The 17,007-nt window shown below is 64.9% G+C and carries 18 protein-coding genes; 3 read left to right on the plus strand and 15 right to left on the minus strand.

The genetic code is table 11. From position 1 onward, the window contains the following. Window positions 1-72 precede the first annotated feature (72 nt). Window positions 73-585 carry a GcrA family cell cycle regulator gene (locus K289_RS0101160; protein ID WP_027549765.1) on the plus strand — a complete coding sequence of 171 codons (513 nt, stop codon included), beginning with the start codon at window positions 73-75 and terminating at the stop codon, window positions 583-585. A gap of 239 nt (window positions 586-824) precedes the next feature. Here K289_RS0101160 and phoB read toward each other — a convergent pair whose 3' ends face one another. The 14 genes from phoB to K289_RS0101235 form a co-directional block, all read right to left on the minus strand. Beyond that, window positions 825-1,532 carry a phosphate regulon transcriptional regulator PhoB gene (gene phoB / locus K289_RS0101165; protein ID WP_027549766.1) on the minus strand — a complete coding sequence of 236 codons (708 nt, stop codon included), beginning with the start codon at window positions 1,530-1,532 and terminating at the stop codon, window positions 825-827. 14 nt (window positions 1,533-1,546) lie between these two features. Beyond that, window positions 1,547-2,263, minus strand: a complete 717-nt coding sequence (gene phoU / locus K289_RS0101170; protein WP_027549767.1) for a phosphate signaling complex protein PhoU — start codon at window positions 2,261-2,263, stop codon at window positions 1,547-1,549. 11 nt (window positions 2,264-2,274) lie between these two features. Further along, window positions 2,275-3,096: a phosphate ABC transporter ATP-binding protein PstB gene (gene pstB, locus K289_RS0101175; protein WP_027549768.1), complete on the minus strand. Its 822-nt coding sequence runs from the start codon at window positions 3,094-3,096 to the stop codon at window positions 2,275-2,277. After that, a complete protein-coding gene (pstA, locus tag K289_RS43770; RefSeq protein ID WP_035683561.1) occupies window positions 3,093-3,938 on the minus strand; it encodes a phosphate ABC transporter permease PstA in 846 nt (281 codons plus the stop codon). Before pstA ends, pstB begins: the two co-directional genes overlap by 4 nt. Window positions 3,939-3,942: 4 nt before the next feature. After that, window positions 3,943-4,932: a phosphate ABC transporter permease subunit PstC gene (pstC, locus tag K289_RS0101185; RefSeq protein WP_027549769.1), complete on the minus strand. Its 990-nt coding sequence runs from the start codon at window positions 4,930-4,932 to the stop codon at window positions 3,943-3,945. 167 nt (window positions 4,933-5,099) lie between these two features. After that, window positions 5,100-6,110: a phosphate ABC transporter substrate-binding protein PstS gene (gene pstS / locus K289_RS0101190; protein ID WP_027549770.1), complete on the minus strand. Its 1,011-nt coding sequence runs from the start codon at window positions 6,108-6,110 to the stop codon at window positions 5,100-5,102. A gap of 143 nt (window positions 6,111-6,253) precedes the next feature. After that, window positions 6,254-7,552, minus strand: coding sequence for an ATP-binding protein (locus K289_RS0101195; RefSeq protein WP_027549771.1), 1,299 nt, complete (start codon window positions 7,550-7,552; stop codon window positions 6,254-6,256). A 34-nt stretch (window positions 7,553-7,586) separates the two neighbouring features. Continuing rightward, the gene (locus tag K289_RS0101200; protein WP_027549772.1) at window positions 7,587-8,642 is read right to left on the minus strand and encodes a lysylphosphatidylglycerol synthase domain-containing protein; all 1,056 of its coding nucleotides are present in this window, start codon (window positions 8,640-8,642) and stop codon (window positions 7,587-7,589) included. A gap of 316 nt (window positions 8,643-8,958) precedes the next feature. Then, window positions 8,959-9,483 (minus strand): GNAT family N-acetyltransferase, encoded by a 525-nt coding sequence (locus K289_RS43775; protein ID WP_084788527.1) that lies wholly within the window; start codon window positions 9,481-9,483, stop codon window positions 8,959-8,961. A 23-nt stretch (window positions 9,484-9,506) separates the two neighbouring features. Continuing rightward, window positions 9,507-9,734: an Rdx family protein gene (locus K289_RS0101215; protein WP_027549773.1), complete on the minus strand. Its 228-nt coding sequence runs from the start codon at window positions 9,732-9,734 to the stop codon at window positions 9,507-9,509. A 12-nt stretch (window positions 9,735-9,746) separates the two neighbouring features. Next, window positions 9,747-10,679, minus strand: coding sequence for a haloalkane dehalogenase (locus K289_RS0101220; RefSeq protein WP_027549774.1), 933 nt, complete (start codon window positions 10,677-10,679; stop codon window positions 9,747-9,749). After that, a complete protein-coding gene (locus K289_RS0101225; protein WP_027549775.1) occupies window positions 10,676-11,266 on the minus strand; it encodes a TetR/AcrR family transcriptional regulator in 591 nt (196 codons plus the stop codon). The genes K289_RS0101220 and K289_RS0101225 overlap by 4 nt, the downstream gene beginning before the upstream one ends. A 122-nt stretch (window positions 11,267-11,388) precedes the next feature. Further along, window positions 11,389-11,685, minus strand: coding sequence for a hypothetical protein (locus K289_RS0101230; RefSeq protein WP_027549776.1), 297 nt, complete (start codon window positions 11,683-11,685; stop codon window positions 11,389-11,391). Between the two features lie 2 nt (window positions 11,686-11,687). Beyond that, window positions 11,688-13,082 (minus strand): OmpA family protein, encoded by a 1,395-nt coding sequence (locus K289_RS0101235; protein WP_027549777.1) that lies wholly within the window; start codon window positions 13,080-13,082, stop codon window positions 11,688-11,690. Window positions 13,083-13,247: 165 nt separating this feature from the next. On the opposite strand from K289_RS0101235, the gene K289_RS0101240 reads away from it, so the two are divergent. Next, window positions 13,248-14,306 (plus strand): polysaccharide deacetylase family protein, encoded by a 1,059-nt coding sequence (locus tag K289_RS0101240; RefSeq protein ID WP_027549778.1) that lies wholly within the window; start codon window positions 13,248-13,250, stop codon window positions 14,304-14,306. A 182-nt stretch (window positions 14,307-14,488) separates the two neighbouring features. Continuing rightward, complete coding sequence (locus K289_RS0101245; protein ID WP_027549779.1) at window positions 14,489-15,289, plus strand: SDR family oxidoreductase; 801 nt, start codon at window positions 14,489-14,491, stop codon at window positions 15,287-15,289. Between the two features lie 186 nt (window positions 15,290-15,475). Here the strand turns inward: K289_RS0101245 and boxB are convergent, their stop codons facing one another. After that, on the minus strand, window positions 15,476-16,927 hold the full coding sequence (boxB, locus tag K289_RS0101250; RefSeq protein ID WP_027549780.1) for a benzoyl-CoA 2,3-epoxidase subunit BoxB: 1,452 nt from the start codon (window positions 16,925-16,927) through the stop codon (window positions 15,476-15,478). Window positions 16,928-17,007: the final 80 nt, after the last annotated feature.

Genomic DNA, 17,007 nt, shown 5'->3' on the forward strand with positions numbered 1-17,007 from the left:
CGGGTTTTTCGAGGCTTAGGCAATCGCTGCGAGGCCCCAGGATGGCTGGCGCGCGGCGAGGGAAAGGGTGCAATGACGGTTTTGACCTGGTCCGACGATCGCGTCGAGCAGTTGAAAAAGCTCTGGGAGGCCGGACTTTCGGCCAGCCAGATCGCAGCCGAGCTCGGCAATGTGACCCGCAATGCCGTGATCGGCAAAGTGCACAGGCTCGGCCTGTCCGGCCGCGCCAAGAGCCCGTCTTCGGCAGCTCCGCGGCCGCGCAAGGCGCGTCCCGCGCAGCACATGATGCGGGTGTCCCGTCCGATCTCGCGCGGCAACACCGCGCTGGCGCAGGCCTTCGAGGTCGAGGTGGAGCCCGATCCGGTCACCTACGACAACGTGGTGCCGATGAGCCAGCGGCTGTCGCTGCTCGAGCTGAACGAGGCGACCTGCCACTGGCCGGTTGGCGATCCCTCGAGCCCGGATTTCTTCTTCTGCGGCGGCAGGGCGCTCTCGGGCCTGCCCTACTGCGCCCAGCACTCGCGCGTCGCCTACCAGCCGGCAGCCGACCGCCGCCGCGCCCCGGCGAAGCCGGGCACGCGCTGAGCTAGCTTTCGTCGACGATCAGGATGAGGCCGTCACGCGACGACGGCCCAGTCAAACTCCGCGTCGTCTCGGCGAAAGCCGGGAGCCATTACCGCCAGCGGATGTGATGACGGGGACTCGGAGTTACCCTCTTCGCGCAACAACTGCGCCCTGGGGCGATGCGTCCCGCGCCCCGTGCGCAATTGCGCACCAGGCCCGGACGACGAGATTGTGGCGACAGCCCGCCAACCTGTCAGACCTTAAGTCTGCTCCGCCTTCGCGAAACGATCATCCAGCGCATAGCCGGCACCACGCACGGTGCGGATCGGGTCCTGTTCGCGGCCGAGATTGAGCAGCTTGCGAAGGCGGCCGATATGCACGTCGACAGTGCGCTCGTCGATGTAGATGTCGCGGCCCCAGACGCTGTCGAGCAGCTGCTCGCGCGAGAACACGCGGCCCGGATGCTCCAGGAAGAACTCCAGGAGGCGATACTCGGTCGGACCGAGATCGATCGGCCGGCCCGAACGCGCCACGCGGCGCTTTTCGCGGTCGAGCTCGATGTCGCCATAGGCGAGCACCGTGGCGAGCCGCTCGGGGCTTGCACGTCGGAGCAGACCCTTCACGCGCGCCAGGAGCTCCGGCACCGAGAACGGCTTGACGATGTAGTCGTCGGCGCCGGTCGCAAGGCCACGTACCCGCTCGCTCTCCTCGCCGCGCGCGGTGAGCATGATGATCGGGAGCTGCTTGGTCTCGGGCCGGGCACGCAACCGCCGGCACAGCTCGATGCCGGACAGGCCCGGCAGCATCCAGTCGAGCACGATCAGATCGGGTATGTGTTCCTTGAGGCGGGTGTCGGCATCGTCGCCGCGCATCACCGTCTCGACGTCATAGCCGTCGCCTTCGAGGTTGTAACGGAGCAGCTCGGTCAGAGCTTCTTCGTCTTCAACCACCATAATGCGTGCGCCCATGGGGTCGTCGCTCCTTAGCTATTCGGGACCGTCGTGGCGAAGGTCGTCATGTCGCCCTTCGGCCGCTTGTCGGCGATGGCCTGGCCTTCGATCATGTAGAACACGGTTTCGGCAATGTTGGTGGCGTGGTCGCCGATCCGTTCGATGTTCTTGGCGCAGAACATCAGGTGGATGCAGAAGGAGATGTTGCGCGGATCCTCCATCATATAGGTGAGGAGCTCGCGGAACAGCGAGGTGCAGATGGCGTCGACTTCCTCGTCACCCTTCCACACCGCCATCGCCGCCGGCAGATCGTGCGCGGCATAGGCGTCCAGCACCGACTTGACCTGCTGCTGCACGAGGTCGGTCATATGCTCCAGGCCGCGGAACAGCTTGAGCGGATGAAAGTCCGTCTCCAGCGCTGCGACGCGCTTGCCCATGTTCTTGGCGAGGTCGCCGATGCGTTCGAGGTCGGTCGCCACGCGCATCGCGCCGACGATCTCGCGCAGGTCGACCGCCATCGGCTGGCGGCGGGCGATGGTCAGGACGGAGCGCTCCTCGATCTTCTTCTGCAGCGCGTCGATCTCGGTATCACCGGCGACCACACGTTGACCGAGCGCGACATCGCGGCGGATCAGCGCATCGACGGAATCGACGATCATGCGCTCGGCGAGCCCGCCCATCTCCGCGACCAGCCGGGTGAGCTCCTGCAGGTCGGTGTCGAAGGCCTTTGCGGTGTGTTCGGAACCCATATCCTGTCTCCTCAGCCGAAGCGGCCGGTGATGTAATCCTGCGTGCGCCGATCGGTCGGCGACGTGAAGATCTTGCTGGTGTCGTCGAACTCGATCAGCTCGCCGAGATACATAAAGGCGGTCTTGTCGGAGACGCGCGCCGCCTGCTGCATGTTGTGGGTGACGATCGCGATCGTGTAATTCTCGGACAGCTCCTGGATCAGCTCCTCGACCTTGGCGGTCGAGATCGGGTCCAGCGCCGAGCAGGGCTCGTCGAACAGGATCACCTCGGGCCGCACCGCGACGGTGCGCGCGATGCAGAGGCGCTGCTGCTGGCCGCCGGAGAGCGAGAGGCCCGAGGCGTTGAGCTTGTCCTTGACCTCGTTCCAGAGCGCGCCGCCGCGCAGCGCCTTCTCGACGCGGTCGTCCATCTCGGACTTCGATATCTTCTCATAGAGGCGGATGCCGAAGGCGATGTTCTCGTAGATCGTCATCGGGAACGGCGTCGGCTTCTGGAACACCATGCCGACGCGGGCGCGCAGCAAATTGAGGTCGAGCTTGGGATCGAGAATGTTGGTCTGGTCGAGCATGAGCTGACCGGTGACGCGCTGACCCGGATAGAGGTCGTACATCCGGTTGAAGATGCGCAGCAGGGTCGACTTGCCGCAGCCCGACGGGCCGATGAACGCCGTGACGCGGTTGGTGCCGAGCGTGAGGTTGATGTTCTTCAGCGCGTGGTGCTCGCCGTAATAGAAGTTGAGGTTGCGCACCGTCACCTTGGCCGGGGCTTCCGGCAGCGGTTGCTGCGACGCCAGGTGACCGTTGGCACTCACGGATACGGAAAGATCGGTCATTTTGCGGTCCTCTCGGCGCCAAGGATGCGCGCGCCAATGTTCAGGGCAAGCACGGTGAGCGTGATCAGCAGCGCGCCGCTCCAGGCAAGCTGCTTCCAGTAGGCGTACGGGCTCTGCACGAAGTTGTTGATGGTGACCGGCAGGTTCGCCATCGTCTTGTTCAGGCTCAGGCTGAAGAACTGGTTCGACAGCGCGGTGAAGAGCAACGGCGCGGTTTCGCCGGCGACGCGGGCGGTCGCCAGCAGCACGCCGGTGATGAGGCCGGAGCGCGCGGCACGGTAGGCGATCCGCTTGATCACCAGCGAGCGCGGCAGGCCGAGGGCGGAGGCCGCTTCACGCAGCGCATTCGGCACCAAGAGCAGCATGTCCTCGGTCGTGCGCAGCACCACCGGGATCACGATCACGGCGAGCGCGAGACTGCCGGCGATTGCCGAGAAACCGCGCATCGGCACCACCACCGCACCGTAGATGAACAGACCGATGATGATCGAGGGCGCGCTGAGCAGGATGTCGTTGATGAAGCGGATCACCGAGGTCAGCTTGTCGTTGCGGCCGTACTCGGCAAGGTAGGTGCCGGCGAACAGGCCGAGGGGCGCGCCGATGCCGACGCCGAGCACGGTCATGATGAGCGAGCCGACGATTGCGTTGAGCAGGCCGCCTTCGTTCGAGCCGGGCGGCGGCGTGTTCTCGGTGAAGATCTGGAGGTTGAGCCCGGCCAGGCCGTTGTAGAGCAGCGTGATCAGGATCAGTGCAAGCCAGGTGACACCGAAGGCGGCGGCACCAATGCAGAGTCCACGGATGACGATGTCCTTGCGGCGGCGGCGTGCGTAAATCGGGTTCATGGCGTTACTTCCCCGCCTTCTTTTCGAGACGCAGCAGCATCAGCCGCGCGCCTGCGAGCACGAAGAATGTCAGCACGAACAGCAGCAGGCCGAGCAGGATCAGGCCGGACTGGTGCAGGCCGTCACTTTCTGCGAACTCGCTGGCGATCGCCGCCGAGATCGTGGTGCCCGGCGCGAAGATCGACGAGGAGATCCGGAACGAGTTGCCGATGATGAAGGTCACCGCCATGGTCTCGCCGAGCGCGCGCCCCAGCGCCAGCATGACGCCACCGATGATGCCGACGCGGGTGTAGGGGATCACCACGCTGCGGACGACTTCCCAGGTGGTGCAGCCGACGCCGTAGGCGGCCTCTTTCAGCACCGGCGGCACGGTCTTGAACACGTCGACCGAGATCGAGGTGATGAAGGGCAGTACCATGATCGCCAGGATCAGCGCGGCGTTGAACAGGCTGAGATAGGACGGTGGCCCCGCGAAGATCGCGCCCAGCACGGGAACGCCGTCGAAGATCCTGATCATGAAGGGCTGGAAGGTGTTGGCCAGGAACGGCCCCAGCACGAAGAAGCCCCACATGCCGTAGATGATCGAGGGAATGCCGGCGAGCAACTCGACCGCCATGCCGATCGGGCGGCGCAGCCATTGCGGGCACAGCTCGGTGAGGAAGATCGCAATGCCCAGACCGACCGGGATGGCGATCAGCATCGCGATGAAGGAGGTCACGAGCGTGCCGTACATCGGACCGAGCGCGCCGAGCACGGGCGGATCGGCGGACGGCGCCCAGCGCTGCGTCCACAGGAACGAGAAGCCGTATTCCTTCATCGCCGGGAAGGCACCGACGATCAGCGACACGATGATGCCGCCGAGGATGAGGAGGACCGAGATCGCGCTGAGACGCGTGATCCAGTAGAAGGTGAGGTCACCCAGCTTGAACGCGCTCAACGCCTTGGCGCGATCATAGGGTCCGGCGTCATCAATCACGTCGCTCTGAACGGCCATCTCTGCCACGCCGATCCCCTGTACTGACCATCTAGTTTCTTGTCACCGGTCTCGCACCCCGGCGGCGGCATCGCGACAGCGACACCACGTGCCGGGGAACGAGGTCTTGCGGATCCCGGATCGACAGCGCGGCAGATCATGCCGCGCTGCGTCCAGGACAAGAGCACTTAGCTCTTGATCTCGGCAGCCCAGGTCTTCTCGATCTGCTGGACGACGCTGTCCGGCATCGGGATGTAGTCGAGCTCCTCGGCCATCTTGCCGCCGTTCTTGAAGGCCCAGCGGAAGAACTTGATGGCTTCCTGCGAGGCCGCCTTGTCGGTGGCTTCCTTGTGCATGAGAATGAAGGTCGCCGCGGTGATCGGCCAGGACTTGTCGCCGGGCTGGTCGGTCAGGATGACGTAGTAGCCGGGCGCCTTGGACCAGTCGGCGTTGGAAGCGGCTGCCTGGAAGGCCTCGACGGTCGGCTGCACCGTCTTGCCGGCCTTGTTGACGAGGCCGGTGTAGGTCAGCTTGTTCTGCTTGGCGTAGGCGTACTCGACGTAACCGATCGAGTTCTTGGTCTGGCTGATGTTGCCGGACACGCCCTCGTTGCCCTTGGCGCCGACGCCGACCGGCCACTCGACGGCCGTGCCCTCACCGACCTTGCTCTTCCAGTCCGCGCTGGCCTTCGAGAGATAGTTGGTGAAGTTGAAGGTGGTGCCCGAACCGTCGGAGCGGCGGACCACGGTGATCGCCTCGGATGGCAGCTTCACGTTCGGATTGAGCTTCTTGATGGCAGCATCATCCCACTTGGTGATCTTGCCGAGATAGACATTGGCGAGGGTCTCGCCGTCGAACACCAGCTCGCCGGCCTTGACGCCCTCGATGTTGACGACGGGAACGATCGCACCCATCACCATCGGCCACTGGACGAGGCCATCCTTCTCGAGCTGCTCGGCCTTGAGCGGCGCATCGCTGGCGCCGAAGGTCACGGTCTTGGCCTGGATCTGCTTGATGCCGCCGCCGGAACCGATCGACTGATAGTTCAGGCCGTTGCCGGTCTCCTTCTTGTAGGAGTCCGCCCACTTCGAATAGATCGGGAACGGGAACGTCGCGCCGGCACCCGTAATATCGGCGGCGAACGCCGACGTCGATGCGGCGACCAAGCCAGCAGCGACGATAGTTTTGAGGAAATTCATGCTGGTCTCCATACTGGGGAGCGAAGCGCCTTCCGCGCCCGATCGCGCTCCCGCGCCGCCCCTTTAGGAGCGGTCGGCTGTGCTTTTACGAAGGTTTCGTGACAGTCGGATGACAGCACTAAGCGACTGAAATCGCTATGATTTCAGGTTGACGCGGAAGTCTTCGCCTGGGGAAAACAGGCGGTGAAAGTGGCGCCCTGCTTGGGCACGCTTTCGATCAGGAGCCGGCCGCGATGACGGTTAAGAATATGTTTCACCAGCGATAATCCGAGCCCTGTCCCGCCCTGCGAGCGGCTGTCGCCGACGTCAACCCGGTAGAAGCGCTCGGTCAGCCGCGGCAGATGCTCGGGCGCGATGCCAGGACCGAAATCGCGCACGAAGACGCGGATTTCCTGAGTTCCGTCGGTCGCCACACTCATATTGAGAGACACGATGACGCGCCCGCCCGACGCCCCGTATTTCAGCGCGTTCTCGATCAGGTTCTCGAACAGGCGCAGGAGTTCCTCGCGGTCGCCCGCGATCATCACAGGGGTCTCCGGCAGGTGGGTCTCGACGTCCACCTGGCGCTCGCGTGCCAGCGGCTCGAGCCCGTCGGCGACCTGGCGGATGATCGGCACGAGGTCGACCAGGGTATCGGGCCGCACATGGGCTGAGAGCTCGACCCGCGACAGCGACAAGAGGTCGTCGATCAGGCGCGCCATGCGGGTGGCCTGGTTGTGCATGATGCCGAGGAAGCGCTCGCGCGCCTTGGGATCGTCCTTGGCCTGGCCCTGCAGCGTATCGATGAAACCCGACAGCGCGGCGAGCGGCGTGCGCAATTCGTGGCTGGCATTGGCGACGAAATCGGCGCGCATCTCCTCGACCCGGCGCAGCGGCGTCTGGTCGTGGAAGGTCATCAGCATGCATTTGTCGGCCCCGCCGAAGGTGGTGGGCACCGGCACCGGCGTGATGAAGAGCTCCATCCAGCGATCGACCGGCACATGATCGAGATAGGCCGCACGTCGCGGCTCGGTGGTGGCGATCGACTCGCGCAGCGCGGTAATGATCTCCGGCGAGCGCAGCGCGAACTGCGCCAGCTCGTTCTTGCGCAGCGCAGGCGCCAGCTGGGCGGCGGCGGCATTGAGATGGATGACGCGGCCGGCGCGGTCGAGCAGCACCGCCGGATCCGGCATGCCGGCAACGACCGCCGCGACCGCCGCGCTGTCGACGGGATTGATGCGGCGGACGTCGTCACGCGAGGCCGCATTGTCGTGCAGCCGCCACGGGATCAGCGCCGCGGCCGCGATGCAGAGGAACACCGTCACCGCCCGCACCACCGTCAATTCGCCGAGCGAAACCACGACCGACAGCGCCAGCGCCGCGGCGATCAGGATGATGGTCGAGTGCCGCAGCCGGTCGGACCAGGGCTGGGCGGCGGGAGAAGAAGGGGCGTCAATCGCCATCGGGGCGGACTTCTCCTTAAGGGGCTTGCGCGGTTCAGGCGCCGCTATCGCTGCGCTCTCTCACATAGGCGGCCTCAGGTGGCGGGCCGGGGTCGAGCTTGAGCGCCGCCTGCTGCAGGCGCTTCGATCGAGCACCTATGATAACCTCACGAAACGTCAGCAAGATTACAGATATGACGAAGGGCGAAAGATAATAGAGGACCCGGAACAGGAGCATGCCGCCCAGCAGTTCCTCGCGGTCCATCTGCCAGAGGCCGACCAGCATGGCGGCGTCGAACACCCCGAGCCCCCCGGGCGAGTGGCTGGCGAAGCCGAGCAGCGTCGCCGAGACGAAGATCACCGCGACCACGACGAAGCCGAGATTGGGCTCGTCCGGGACCAGCACGTACATTGCGAGCGCACAGAAACCGAGATCGACGATGCCGATGGCGATCTGAAGCAGCGTCAGCGGGCCGCCGGGCAGCACCACGGTCCACGGCCCGCGACCAACCACCCGCGGCTGGGTCCAGACCCAGACCACGTAGGCGACCAGCGCAACGATGATCATCATCGCCAGCGTGCGGTTCAGCCAAGGCGGAAGCTGGTCGATCGAGGCAGCCGCCTCCGGATGGTAGGAAATGCCGAGGCCCAGCACGGCGGCGTTGCCCAGCCAGAAGGTCAGGCCGGCGAGGAAGCAGATCTTCGCAACATCGATCGCATTGAGGCCATAGGCCGAGTAGATGCGATAGCGCACCGCGCCGCCGGTGAAGACGCTGGCGCCGACATTGTGGCCGATCGAGTAGCTCGTGAAAGCGGCCAGCGCATTGACGCGATAGGGCACATGGGAATGGCCGATCGCACGCACGGCGAACAGATCGTAGAAGGTCAGGGTGAAATAGCCCGCGGCCACGAACACCGCCGCCATCACAATCTGGCGCGGCTCGGTGCTCTTGATGGCCTCGACCACTTCGTTGAAGTCGATGCCGCGCAGCATGTGATAGAGCACATAGCAAGCGATGCCGATAACCGTGACGCTGATCACAACGCCAAGCTTATGCAGGATTTGCTTCTGGCGCAGAAACGACATCGCCCTGCGTATGGCTTCCAGCATCTAGACCTCGAACAACGCTCCAGCGGCCAAGTTGGCCGGCGAATTGACGGCCGGCGAACCCGCGTCGCCGGAGCCGGCACCGCGCATTCCCCCCGCTCTTCCACTAGCGCGTTTTGCGGCGGAGTGGAATTCGCCAATAGGAACAAAAAGCCGTGCCTTCAATGTTTTAGGTAGGCCTTTGGGCGGGGAATGCACAGGGGTGGCTCTTTCGGCGGCTGGGTTCATGCGAATCTCCATGGCAATCCTGCGCAGGGGCCATGAAGTTTTGATGATTTCGGCAGCGCAATGTTCCGTCGCCGCTTAAGCCGACGTCAATCTATGCGTCCCGCCCGCCGGTTGAAAGGCGGGACAACACGGCCGGCTTTGCACGGATTATCCACGACGCTGAGAGGTCGGGCGCGAGCGCTGCCAAGGGGGCGGTCAAATAGCCGCGCTCATGGGCACGGGTCTGATCCTCGAAGATCGCCATGGCGGTGGTCATTCGGCGGAAGCCGAGACGCTCGTAGAACGCCTCCTTGCCGGGCACGGCGTACAGGATGATCTTGCGGTGCGAGCCGCAACGCGCAAGCAGCCGCTCGATGATCTGGCGACCGAGGCCCTGCCCCTGGCAGTCCGGGTGCACCGCGATATCGCAGAGATAGGCGCAGTCGCGGCCGTCGGCGAGCACGCGGCCCGCGCCGACGAGGTGGCCGTCGTCGTAGACGAAGATCCGGAACATGCTGTTACCGAATACCAGCGCGAGATCAGCCGGCGTCTTGTTGCCCAGCGGCGCGATGCGGTAGAGCACGGAGAGCTCGTCCCAGTCGACCGCGGTAAGATCGTCAGTCCAGACAATCGGCATCGGCGATCCCTCCTGCGCTGATGTCAGTGGCGCGCGGCGGCAACGGCCGCGACGATCTCGTCGCTTGCGGGAAAATGTCCCTTGCTGCGGCTGGCGACAATCCTGTCGCCGACCTTGACCTGGAAGATCCCACCCTTGCCCGGCACGAGATCCACCTCCAGCGCCAACTGCGCGCGCAGCGCAGCGGCGGCTTCCGTCGCGCGCTTCTCGTAGCCGCAGGGCCGGCAATAGGCGATCGTCACGTCCGACATGCCGCCCTCCGTTCAAGCCGCAAGCTGCGGACGCACAGCCTCGATGCCCGCGATCCAGCCCGCGACGGAGCGACCGATCGCCTCGGGGTGATCCTCCTGGAGGAAATGCAGTCCGGGTCCGAGGCGCACCAGCGCACAGTGCTGCAGCGAAGCTGCGAACCGCTCGGCAAATTCAGGCGCGACCAGCGCGCCCGGCGCCCCCGTGAACAGCAGCTTTGGATACGACGAATTTGCCAGCGCCGCATGAGCGGACTGGAGCGTTGCGTAAACATCGGCAGGCTCGCCTGCGATCGGCAACTCGCGGGGAAAGGCGAGCACGGGGCGGCGGCTCTCGGGCGTCGGGAACGGCGCGCGATAGGATGCCATCTCCTCTTCACTGAGCTTGCGCAGGATGCCACCGGGCAGCACGCGCTCGACGAACGCGTTCGCCCCGAGGATCATGGCCTCGCCCTCGCCCGGCGTTCTGAACTTGCGAAAGACGGCCCGCGCCGCCTCGGCGTGACCCTGCTCCTCCGCGATCTCGGTGTGGTGAAAATCCTGCCAGGTCGGCATCGGGCGGATGAATTCCATGAAGGCGAGGCCGCGGACGAAATCCGGCCGGCGCGCGGCGAGATGAAATGCGAGCGCGGTGCCCCAGTCCTGCGCGACGAGATAGGCCGAGGAGATGCCGAGCTCGTCGATCAATGCATCGAGATGGCGGACATGATCGAAGAAGCGGTAGGCGAGATCCGGCTTGCCGGACTGGCCGAAGCCTACGAGGTCGGGCGCGATGCAATGCGCAACAGGCGCCACCAGCGGCAGGATGTTGCGCCAGATGTAGGATGAGGTGGGATTGCCATGCAGGAACAGTGCGACCGGCGCATCATGGGCACCCGTCTCGCGCCAGGCCATCGTCGTTCCCAGGACGGAGGTGTTGCGGATCTCGATCTCGGCTTGCTGGCTCATGTCGGCTCCTTGAACACGGTTTGGAATGCGATGGTCTTGAAGCGTTCGAGCGCCTTGGGATTGCGATCGACCTTCATGCGCAGGATCGCGCCCTGCCAGGATGCAAGCAGGAAGTCGGCAAGCTCCTCTGGCTCGAAATCGGATGCGATCTCGCCGCGAGTCTGGGCCTCAGTGATGCAGGCTGCGAACGGCACGCGCCATTCGGCAAAGATCTCGGCGAGGCGGGCGCGCAGCATCTCGCTGCTGCCGGTGGCCTCCAGGCTGAGATCGCCGATCAGGCAGCCGCGGCCAAAACCGTCGGCCTGGAGCCGGCCGGTAATGATGTCGAGGTAGCGCCGGAGCCGCGCGCGTGGCGTCAGCGAGGTGTCCTCGAGCGCCTCCGCGACTAGGCCCCTGGTGACGCCAAAATAGCGGTCGAGCACTTCGGAGGCGAAGGCCTCCTTGGAGCGGAAATGGTTGGTGAAGGAGCCCTGCGGCGCGCCCGCCGCAGCGGTGACGTCGCGCACGCTGGTGCCGTGATAGCCGGTGCGAAACATGACCTTGAGGCCGGCGTCGAGGATGGCATCTTTGAGCGAGGGCTTTGGCATGAGGAATATAATACGTACGTACGTATTAATGTCAAGCACGGCCCTGCGTCTGGGCAATATCCTTACCGATCAGGTAGTTGTCGCGATGTTGGGTTAGGCCCGCCTCCAGGCGAGCCGGAAACTCAGGCCGCCGGCGCGCTGCGCGAGATCACGCGGTCGCGCAGCCATGCGCCGATGGTACAGCCGACCAGGTAGCAGGCGAACATGATCAGGCCGAGGTCGAGCCAATAGCCGAACCGTCCGGGGACCACGTGGGTCAGCGACGCCGCGACCAATCCTGCAACGAGCACGGCCAGCCAGCGCGCGGTCACCTTCGAGGTGCCGTTGCCGCGCTGGACCACCGAGATCCAGCCCATCGCCAGGCCCAATAGCAGCGATCCGACCAGCCAGCCCAAATGGAACGAGACGAGATAGGGCATCGTCACCTCACCAGAAATTCGATGCGACGGTTCTGCGCCTTGCCGTCATCGGTGTCGTTGCCGGCGACCGGCTGCGTCGCGCCATAGCCGACCGCGGTGAAGCGGTTGGCCGGCAGACCGGCCTTGACCAGATAGTCGATCACCGCCTGCGCGCGCTTTTCCGAGAGCGCCTGGTTGAAGGCGTCCTCGCCATCGGCATCGGTGTGCCCGGCGACCTCGATATTGGTGGTGGGACAGCGCAGCGCGGTCTCGATGAGATGGTCGAGAATCCCTGCGGAATCCGGCTCGATATTGGCGCGCTTCGGCTCGAAGCGGATCTTGCCCTTGCTCAGGAGCTCCGTGAACAATTGCTGGCAGACCGTGCCATCGACCGGCCCTGCCGCGGGCTTCACCGTGATCTCCGGCTTGTACTGCCAGGTCTTTGGAAAATCCTTGCCGAGGCCAGCGCGGATATCGTTGGCCGCGCCTTCATACAGCGCATCGCCCGACAGCTTCACCTCGCGGTCGGACACCACGAGCGTGCCGGTCGACAGCCGCGACAGCGCGCCGAGAGCTGCGACCACCGCCGGGCTGAAGGAGCTGGGCGCACCGATGCTGGCCTTGAGATTGTCGACGACCTTCTCGGTGAAGAATTTTCGCGAGGCGCTGCTTGCGATCGCCGCATGCACATTGTTGTCCGGCACATAACCCGTCAGCGTCAGCGTCGCGGCGACCGGATCCTTGTAGGCCTGGAAGATGTAAGGCGGCGCCTTGATCTCGTTCGCGGCGATCGAAAAACCCTCGGGCAGGTTCTTCAGCGCGGCTGCGATCGCCTCGCGGCCGCCGAGCTCGCGCGCCATGCCGGACAGGCTGACCGCGGTGTCGGAGATCGTGATCTTGCCTTCCTTCAGCTTGCCGATCTGGTCGAGCAGGAGCATCGCTGCCGCCTCGAACCGCGGCGGCGCGCCGCGCGCCAGCCCCATCTGATCGGCCACCTCCACCCCACCGAGCTCCTTGCGCGCCGCCTCGATCAGCCGGGCCTTCATCGCCGGCAACGGCGCGCTGCCGGACAGCGTTACCCGGACGACGTCGCGCTCGGCGTTCCAGACGAACGGCTTGGCTTCGGGAACGAGGCGGGTCGCGTCGTCGACGAGCCGCACGCCGGGAACGTTCTCGACCGCCATGACCGCATCGCGCCGTCCCTCCTCGGAGAAGGCGTCGGCGGCCAGGCTGACGTCGCGGCCGTCGACGGCAATCCGGGTCTTGTCCAGAACGGTGTCCTTGAGCGCGGCGCTGCTACGGGCCGACAGGTCGGCCTCGACCGGTACGGTGTTATTCCAAGCCGCAAATCCCCACATGACGGCCAGGGGAATCAACCCCGGCCACCATTTGCTGGCCCACCTGAAAAGCTTCTGCATTCGACGACCCGAACTCTGGAACCGGAGACAAAACAAACCCTTGGCAGGCTGTCAAACCGGAAATGCCGCCCCTCTCAAGGCACTGCGTGGACAATTGGAATAACTTTTTCTTCAAGGGTCCCACCCTAAGTTGAAGGCGGAATGCCAGGGGTCCGCCAGCCTTCGATGAAACAACTCCGCAATAACGTCATCCGCGCCGGGCTGGGTGCACTCTATTTCAGCGGGGCGCACCACCTTCTGCGCCCGCTTTTGTCGGGCGTCGGCGCCATTTTCATGCTGCATCATGTGCGGCCGGCCCGCGACGGCGCGTTCCAGCCCAACCGGCACCTCGAGGTCACCCCCGACTTCCTGCGCGCGACGCTTTGCCACCTGCGCTCCCGCGACATCGACATCGTCAGCATGGACGAGCTGCATGAGCGGCTGGTCCAGCGCAACTTCACCCGCCGCTTCGCCGCCTTCACCCTGGACGACGGCTACCGCGACAATCTGGAATTTGCGCTCCCGGTGCTGCGCGAATTCGACGCACCTTTGGCCGTCTATGTCGCGAGCGACTTCGCCCAAGGCACCGGGCGCCTGTGGTGGATCGCGCTGGAAGCCGTGATCGCCAAGGCCGAGCAGATCGACGTCGAGATCGGCAAGTCCGCGCTGCGGCTCGATGCCACTACGCCGGCGGCCAAGCAGGCGGCATTCGACCACCTGCACGACTGGCTGCGCGCGCTGCCGGGCGAGCACGATCTCAAGCGCGAGATCGAGGCGCTCTGCGCCAGATACGACGTCGACATGGCCGCGCTGTGCCGCTCTCTGTGCCTGTCCTGGGACGAAGTGAAGACGTTTGCCTCAAATCCGCTGGTTACGATCGGCGCCCACACCGTCAGCCATTGCAATCTCGCCAAGCAGAGCGAAGAGATCGCTGCGCAGGAGATGGCAATCAGCCGCGCACGGATCGAAGAGGCGCTCGGCCGTCCCGTGCTGCATTTCGCCTACCCCTATGGCGACCGCGAGGCGGCCGGGAAACGCGAGTTCGCGCTCGCCGCTTCCGCCGGCTTCAAGACAGCCGTGACGACGCGGCCGGGCATGCTGTTCGCCGAGAACGCCGGCCACATGACCGCGCTGCCGCGCGTCTCGCTCAACGGCAACTATCAGGACGCCCGCATCCTGCCGGTGCTGACCTCGGGCGCCGCCACCGCGATGTGGAACGGCCTTCGCCGGATCGCGGCGGCTTGAGCCTTCCACACACTCAGACCTCATCCTGAGGAGCGCTCCGAAGGAGCGCGTCTCGAAGGATGGCCGCCCGCATCCTTCGAGACGCGCTAACGCGCTCGTCAGGATGAGGGCGGAGCTGGCGACGGTTCCTTGACTCCCCTCCTCGCCATGCCCACAACGAGCACCAACCAAGGGAGGCAACCATGCTCAAAAATCTGTTCTCGCTCGAAGGCCGTGTTGCGCTCGTAACCGGCGGCTCGCGCGGCATCGGCAAGATGATTGCCGCCGGCTTTCTCGGCGCCGGCGCGGCGAAGGTCTACATCACCGCGCGCAAGGCCGGGCCTTGCGAGGCGACCGCCAAGGAGCTCTCCGCGCAATATGACGGCGAGTGCATTGCATTGCCGATCGACATCTCGACCGTCGACGGCTGCAACAAGCTCGCCGACGAAATCATCAAGCTGGAGCCGAAGCTCGACATCCTCGTCAACAATGCCGGCGCCGCCTGGGGCGCGGAGTTCGACGAATTCCCCGAGAGCGGCTGGGACAAGGTGATGGACCTCAACGTCAAATCCCTGTTCTTCCTGACCAAGGCGCTTGCCGCACCGCTGCGCGCGTCGGCGGCGCATGAGCGGCCCGCCAAGGTCATCAACATCGCCTCGGTCGACGGCATCTTCGTCAATCCGAGCGAGACTTATTCCTACGCCGCGAGCAAAGCCGCGGTGATCCATCTGACGCGGCGCATGGCGACGAAACTGATCAAGGACAACATCAACGTCACCGCGATCGCGCCGGGCGCGTTCAAGTCCGACATGAACCGGGCCGCACGAGACCATGCGGAGGACGTCGCAAAGCGCATTCCGGCGCGGCGGATCGGAACCGACGAGGACATGGCAGGGGTGGCGATCTACCTCGCCTCGCGTGCGGGCGATTACGTGGTCGGCAACACCATCGCCGTCGATGGCGGCGTCGTCTACGCCAATGCCGGACTGGAGATCGCGGGGTAGGCGGCGGGCTTCGACCAAGGGAGGGCGGCATGCCCTCCCTCAAACTCACAGTCATGCCCCGGCTTGACGGGGCATCCGGTACGCCGCGGCATTTCTGCGCAGCCACGACCTCCTCTGGAATACTGGATCACCCGCTTTCGCGGGTGATGACAGCTTCTGTGTTGCAAGGGCGTTAGCCCATAACCCTTACGACTCGATCTTCACGTACTCGAAATCGCCGGGCTTGTTGTCGATGCCGACTTTCGGCGGCGAGATCCAGGAGGCGAACTTGCCGATCTCGGTGACGGGCTGCATCAGCGAGGTGATGAAGTCGCCGTCGCTGGTCGACGGCAGCCACTCGTCCCGGCGCTTGGCCCAGGTGGCATCATCGATGAGGATGCCGTCGGGCGTCGCATGGATGTCCTTGAACTCGCCGATATGGCGATGGAAGGCGACGTTGGGCAGCGTCAGCTTGAAGTCGTAGCCCGCGGTCGAGATCACCTTGTTCCAGCGCAGCATGCCCTTGACGCAGTCCTGGCTGTAGTCGTCGCGCAGACGCATGTTGAGCGCCGTCAGCGCCGGCTCGTCGACCAGCTTGATCTCGCCGTTGATGAACTTCAGCACCGGATAGGTCGCATTCTTGAGCTGGTGATCGTCCTCGATCTGGGTCTCGTGGTAGCGGCCCTTGATGCCGGCGTTGAAGGCGTTCGCAGCGTTGGTCGAAACCTCCGAGCCGAACAAATCGAGCGACAGCGTGTAGTGCAGGTTCAGCTTCTTCTGGATCGTCGGCAGGTCGATCACGCCGAGCGCGCGGACTTTCGCGATGTCGGTCGGATCGGTGATGCCGGCCTCCCGCATCGCATCGCAGGTGCGCTGCACGACGCGGGTGATACCGGTCTCGCCGACAAACATGTGGTGCGCTTCTTCCGTCAGCATGAAGCGGCAGGTGCGCGACAAGGGATCGAAGCCCGACTGCGCGAGCGAGTGCAGCTGCATCTTGCCGTCGCGGTCGGTGAAGTAGGTGAACATGAAGAAGGACAGCCAGTCCGGCGTCGCCTCGTTGAAGGCGCCCAGCATGCGCGGCGCGTCCGCATCGCCCGAGCGGCGGCGCAGCAAGTCGTCGGCTTCCTCGCGACCGTCGCGGCCGAAATATTTCTGGAGCAGATAGACCATCGCCCAGAGGTGACGGCCTTCCTCGACATTGACCTGGAACAGGTTGCGCATGTCGTAGAGCGAGGGCGCGGTCTTGCCGAGATGCCGCTGCTGCTCGACGGACGCGGGTTCGGTGTCGCCCTGGATCACGATCAGGCGGCGCAGCATGGCGCGATGCTCGCCGGGGACTTCCTGCCAGGCCGGCTCGCCATAATGCTCGCCGAACGGCACGACGCGGTTTTCTTCCTGCGGCGCAAGCAGAATGCCCCAGCGATAGTCGGGCATGCGGACATAGTCGAACTTGGCCCAGCCGCGCGGATCGACCGAATAGGCGGTGCGCAAGTAAACCAGCGACTCCTGGAAGCCCTCCGGCCCCATGTCGCTCCACCAGTCCATGTAGCCGGGATGCCAGCCTTCCAGCGCCTTCAGCACCTGGCGGTCTTCGGCGAGGTTCACGTTGTTCGGAATCTTGGTCGAGTAGTCGACGTTCATGATGTTCATGTTCATGGCCGTGCTCCTTGCGATCTCTTTCCGTCATGCCCGGCCTTGTGCCGGGCATCCACGTTCTTGCTTCTTGAGCCAAGCAC

This window comes from Bradyrhizobium sp. Cp5.3 (assembly GCF_000426265.1).
GTDB lineage: Bacteria > Pseudomonadota > Alphaproteobacteria > Rhizobiales > Xanthobacteraceae > Bradyrhizobium > Bradyrhizobium neotropicale.

Bases quoted from the DNA above. Each gene is read 5' to 3' on its own strand.
- K289_RS0101160 (WP_027549765.1), top strand. From the start codon at position 73: ATGACGGTTTTGACCTGGTCCGACGATCGCGTCGAGCAGTTGAAAAAG.
- phoB (WP_027549766.1), bottom strand. From the start codon at position 1,532: ATGGGCGCACGCATTATGGTGGTTGAAGACGAAGAAGCTCTGACCGAG.
- phoU (WP_027549767.1), bottom strand. From the start codon at position 2,263: ATGGGTTCCGAACACACCGCAAAGGCCTTCGACACCGACCTGCAGGAG.
- pstB (WP_027549768.1), bottom strand. From the start codon at position 3,096: ATGACCGATCTTTCCGTATCCGTGAGTGCCAACGGTCACCTGGCGTCG.
- pstA (WP_035683561.1), bottom strand. From the start codon at position 3,938: ATGAACCCGATTTACGCACGCCGCCGCCGCAAGGACATCGTCATCCGT.
- pstC (WP_027549769.1), bottom strand. From the start codon at position 4,932: ATGGCCGTTCAGAGCGACGTGATTGATGACGCCGGACCCTATGATCGC.
- pstS (WP_027549770.1), bottom strand. From the start codon at position 6,110: ATGAATTTCCTCAAAACTATCGTCGCTGCTGGCTTGGTCGCCGCATCG.
- K289_RS0101195 (WP_027549771.1), bottom strand. From the start codon at position 7,552: ATGGCGATTGACGCCCCTTCTTCTCCCGCCGCCCAGCCCTGGTCCGAC.
- K289_RS0101200 (WP_027549772.1), bottom strand. From the start codon at position 8,642: ATGCTGGAAGCCATACGCAGGGCGATGTCGTTTCTGCGCCAGAAGCAA.
- K289_RS43775 (WP_084788527.1), bottom strand. From the start codon at position 9,483: ATGCCGATTGTCTGGACTGACGATCTTACCGCGGTCGACTGGGACGAG.
- K289_RS0101215 (WP_027549773.1), bottom strand. From the start codon at position 9,734: ATGTCGGACGTGACGATCGCCTATTGCCGGCCCTGCGGCTACGAGAAG.
- K289_RS0101220 (WP_027549774.1), bottom strand. From the start codon at position 10,679: ATGAGCCAGCAAGCCGAGATCGAGATCCGCAACACCTCCGTCCTGGGA.
- K289_RS0101225 (WP_027549775.1), bottom strand. From the start codon at position 11,266: ATGCCAAAGCCCTCGCTCAAAGATGCCATCCTCGACGCCGGCCTCAAG.
- K289_RS0101230 (WP_027549776.1), bottom strand. From the start codon at position 11,685: ATGCCCTATCTCGTCTCGTTCCATTTGGGCTGGCTGGTCGGATCGCTG.
- K289_RS0101235 (WP_027549777.1), bottom strand. From the start codon at position 13,082: ATGCAGAAGCTTTTCAGGTGGGCCAGCAAATGGTGGCCGGGGTTGATT.
- K289_RS0101240 (WP_027549778.1), top strand. From the start codon at position 13,248: ATGAAACAACTCCGCAATAACGTCATCCGCGCCGGGCTGGGTGCACTC.
- K289_RS0101245 (WP_027549779.1), top strand. From the start codon at position 14,489: ATGCTCAAAAATCTGTTCTCGCTCGAAGGCCGTGTTGCGCTCGTAACC.
- boxB (WP_027549780.1), bottom strand. From the start codon at position 16,927: ATGAACATGAACATCATGAACGTCGACTACTCGACCAAGATTCCGAAC.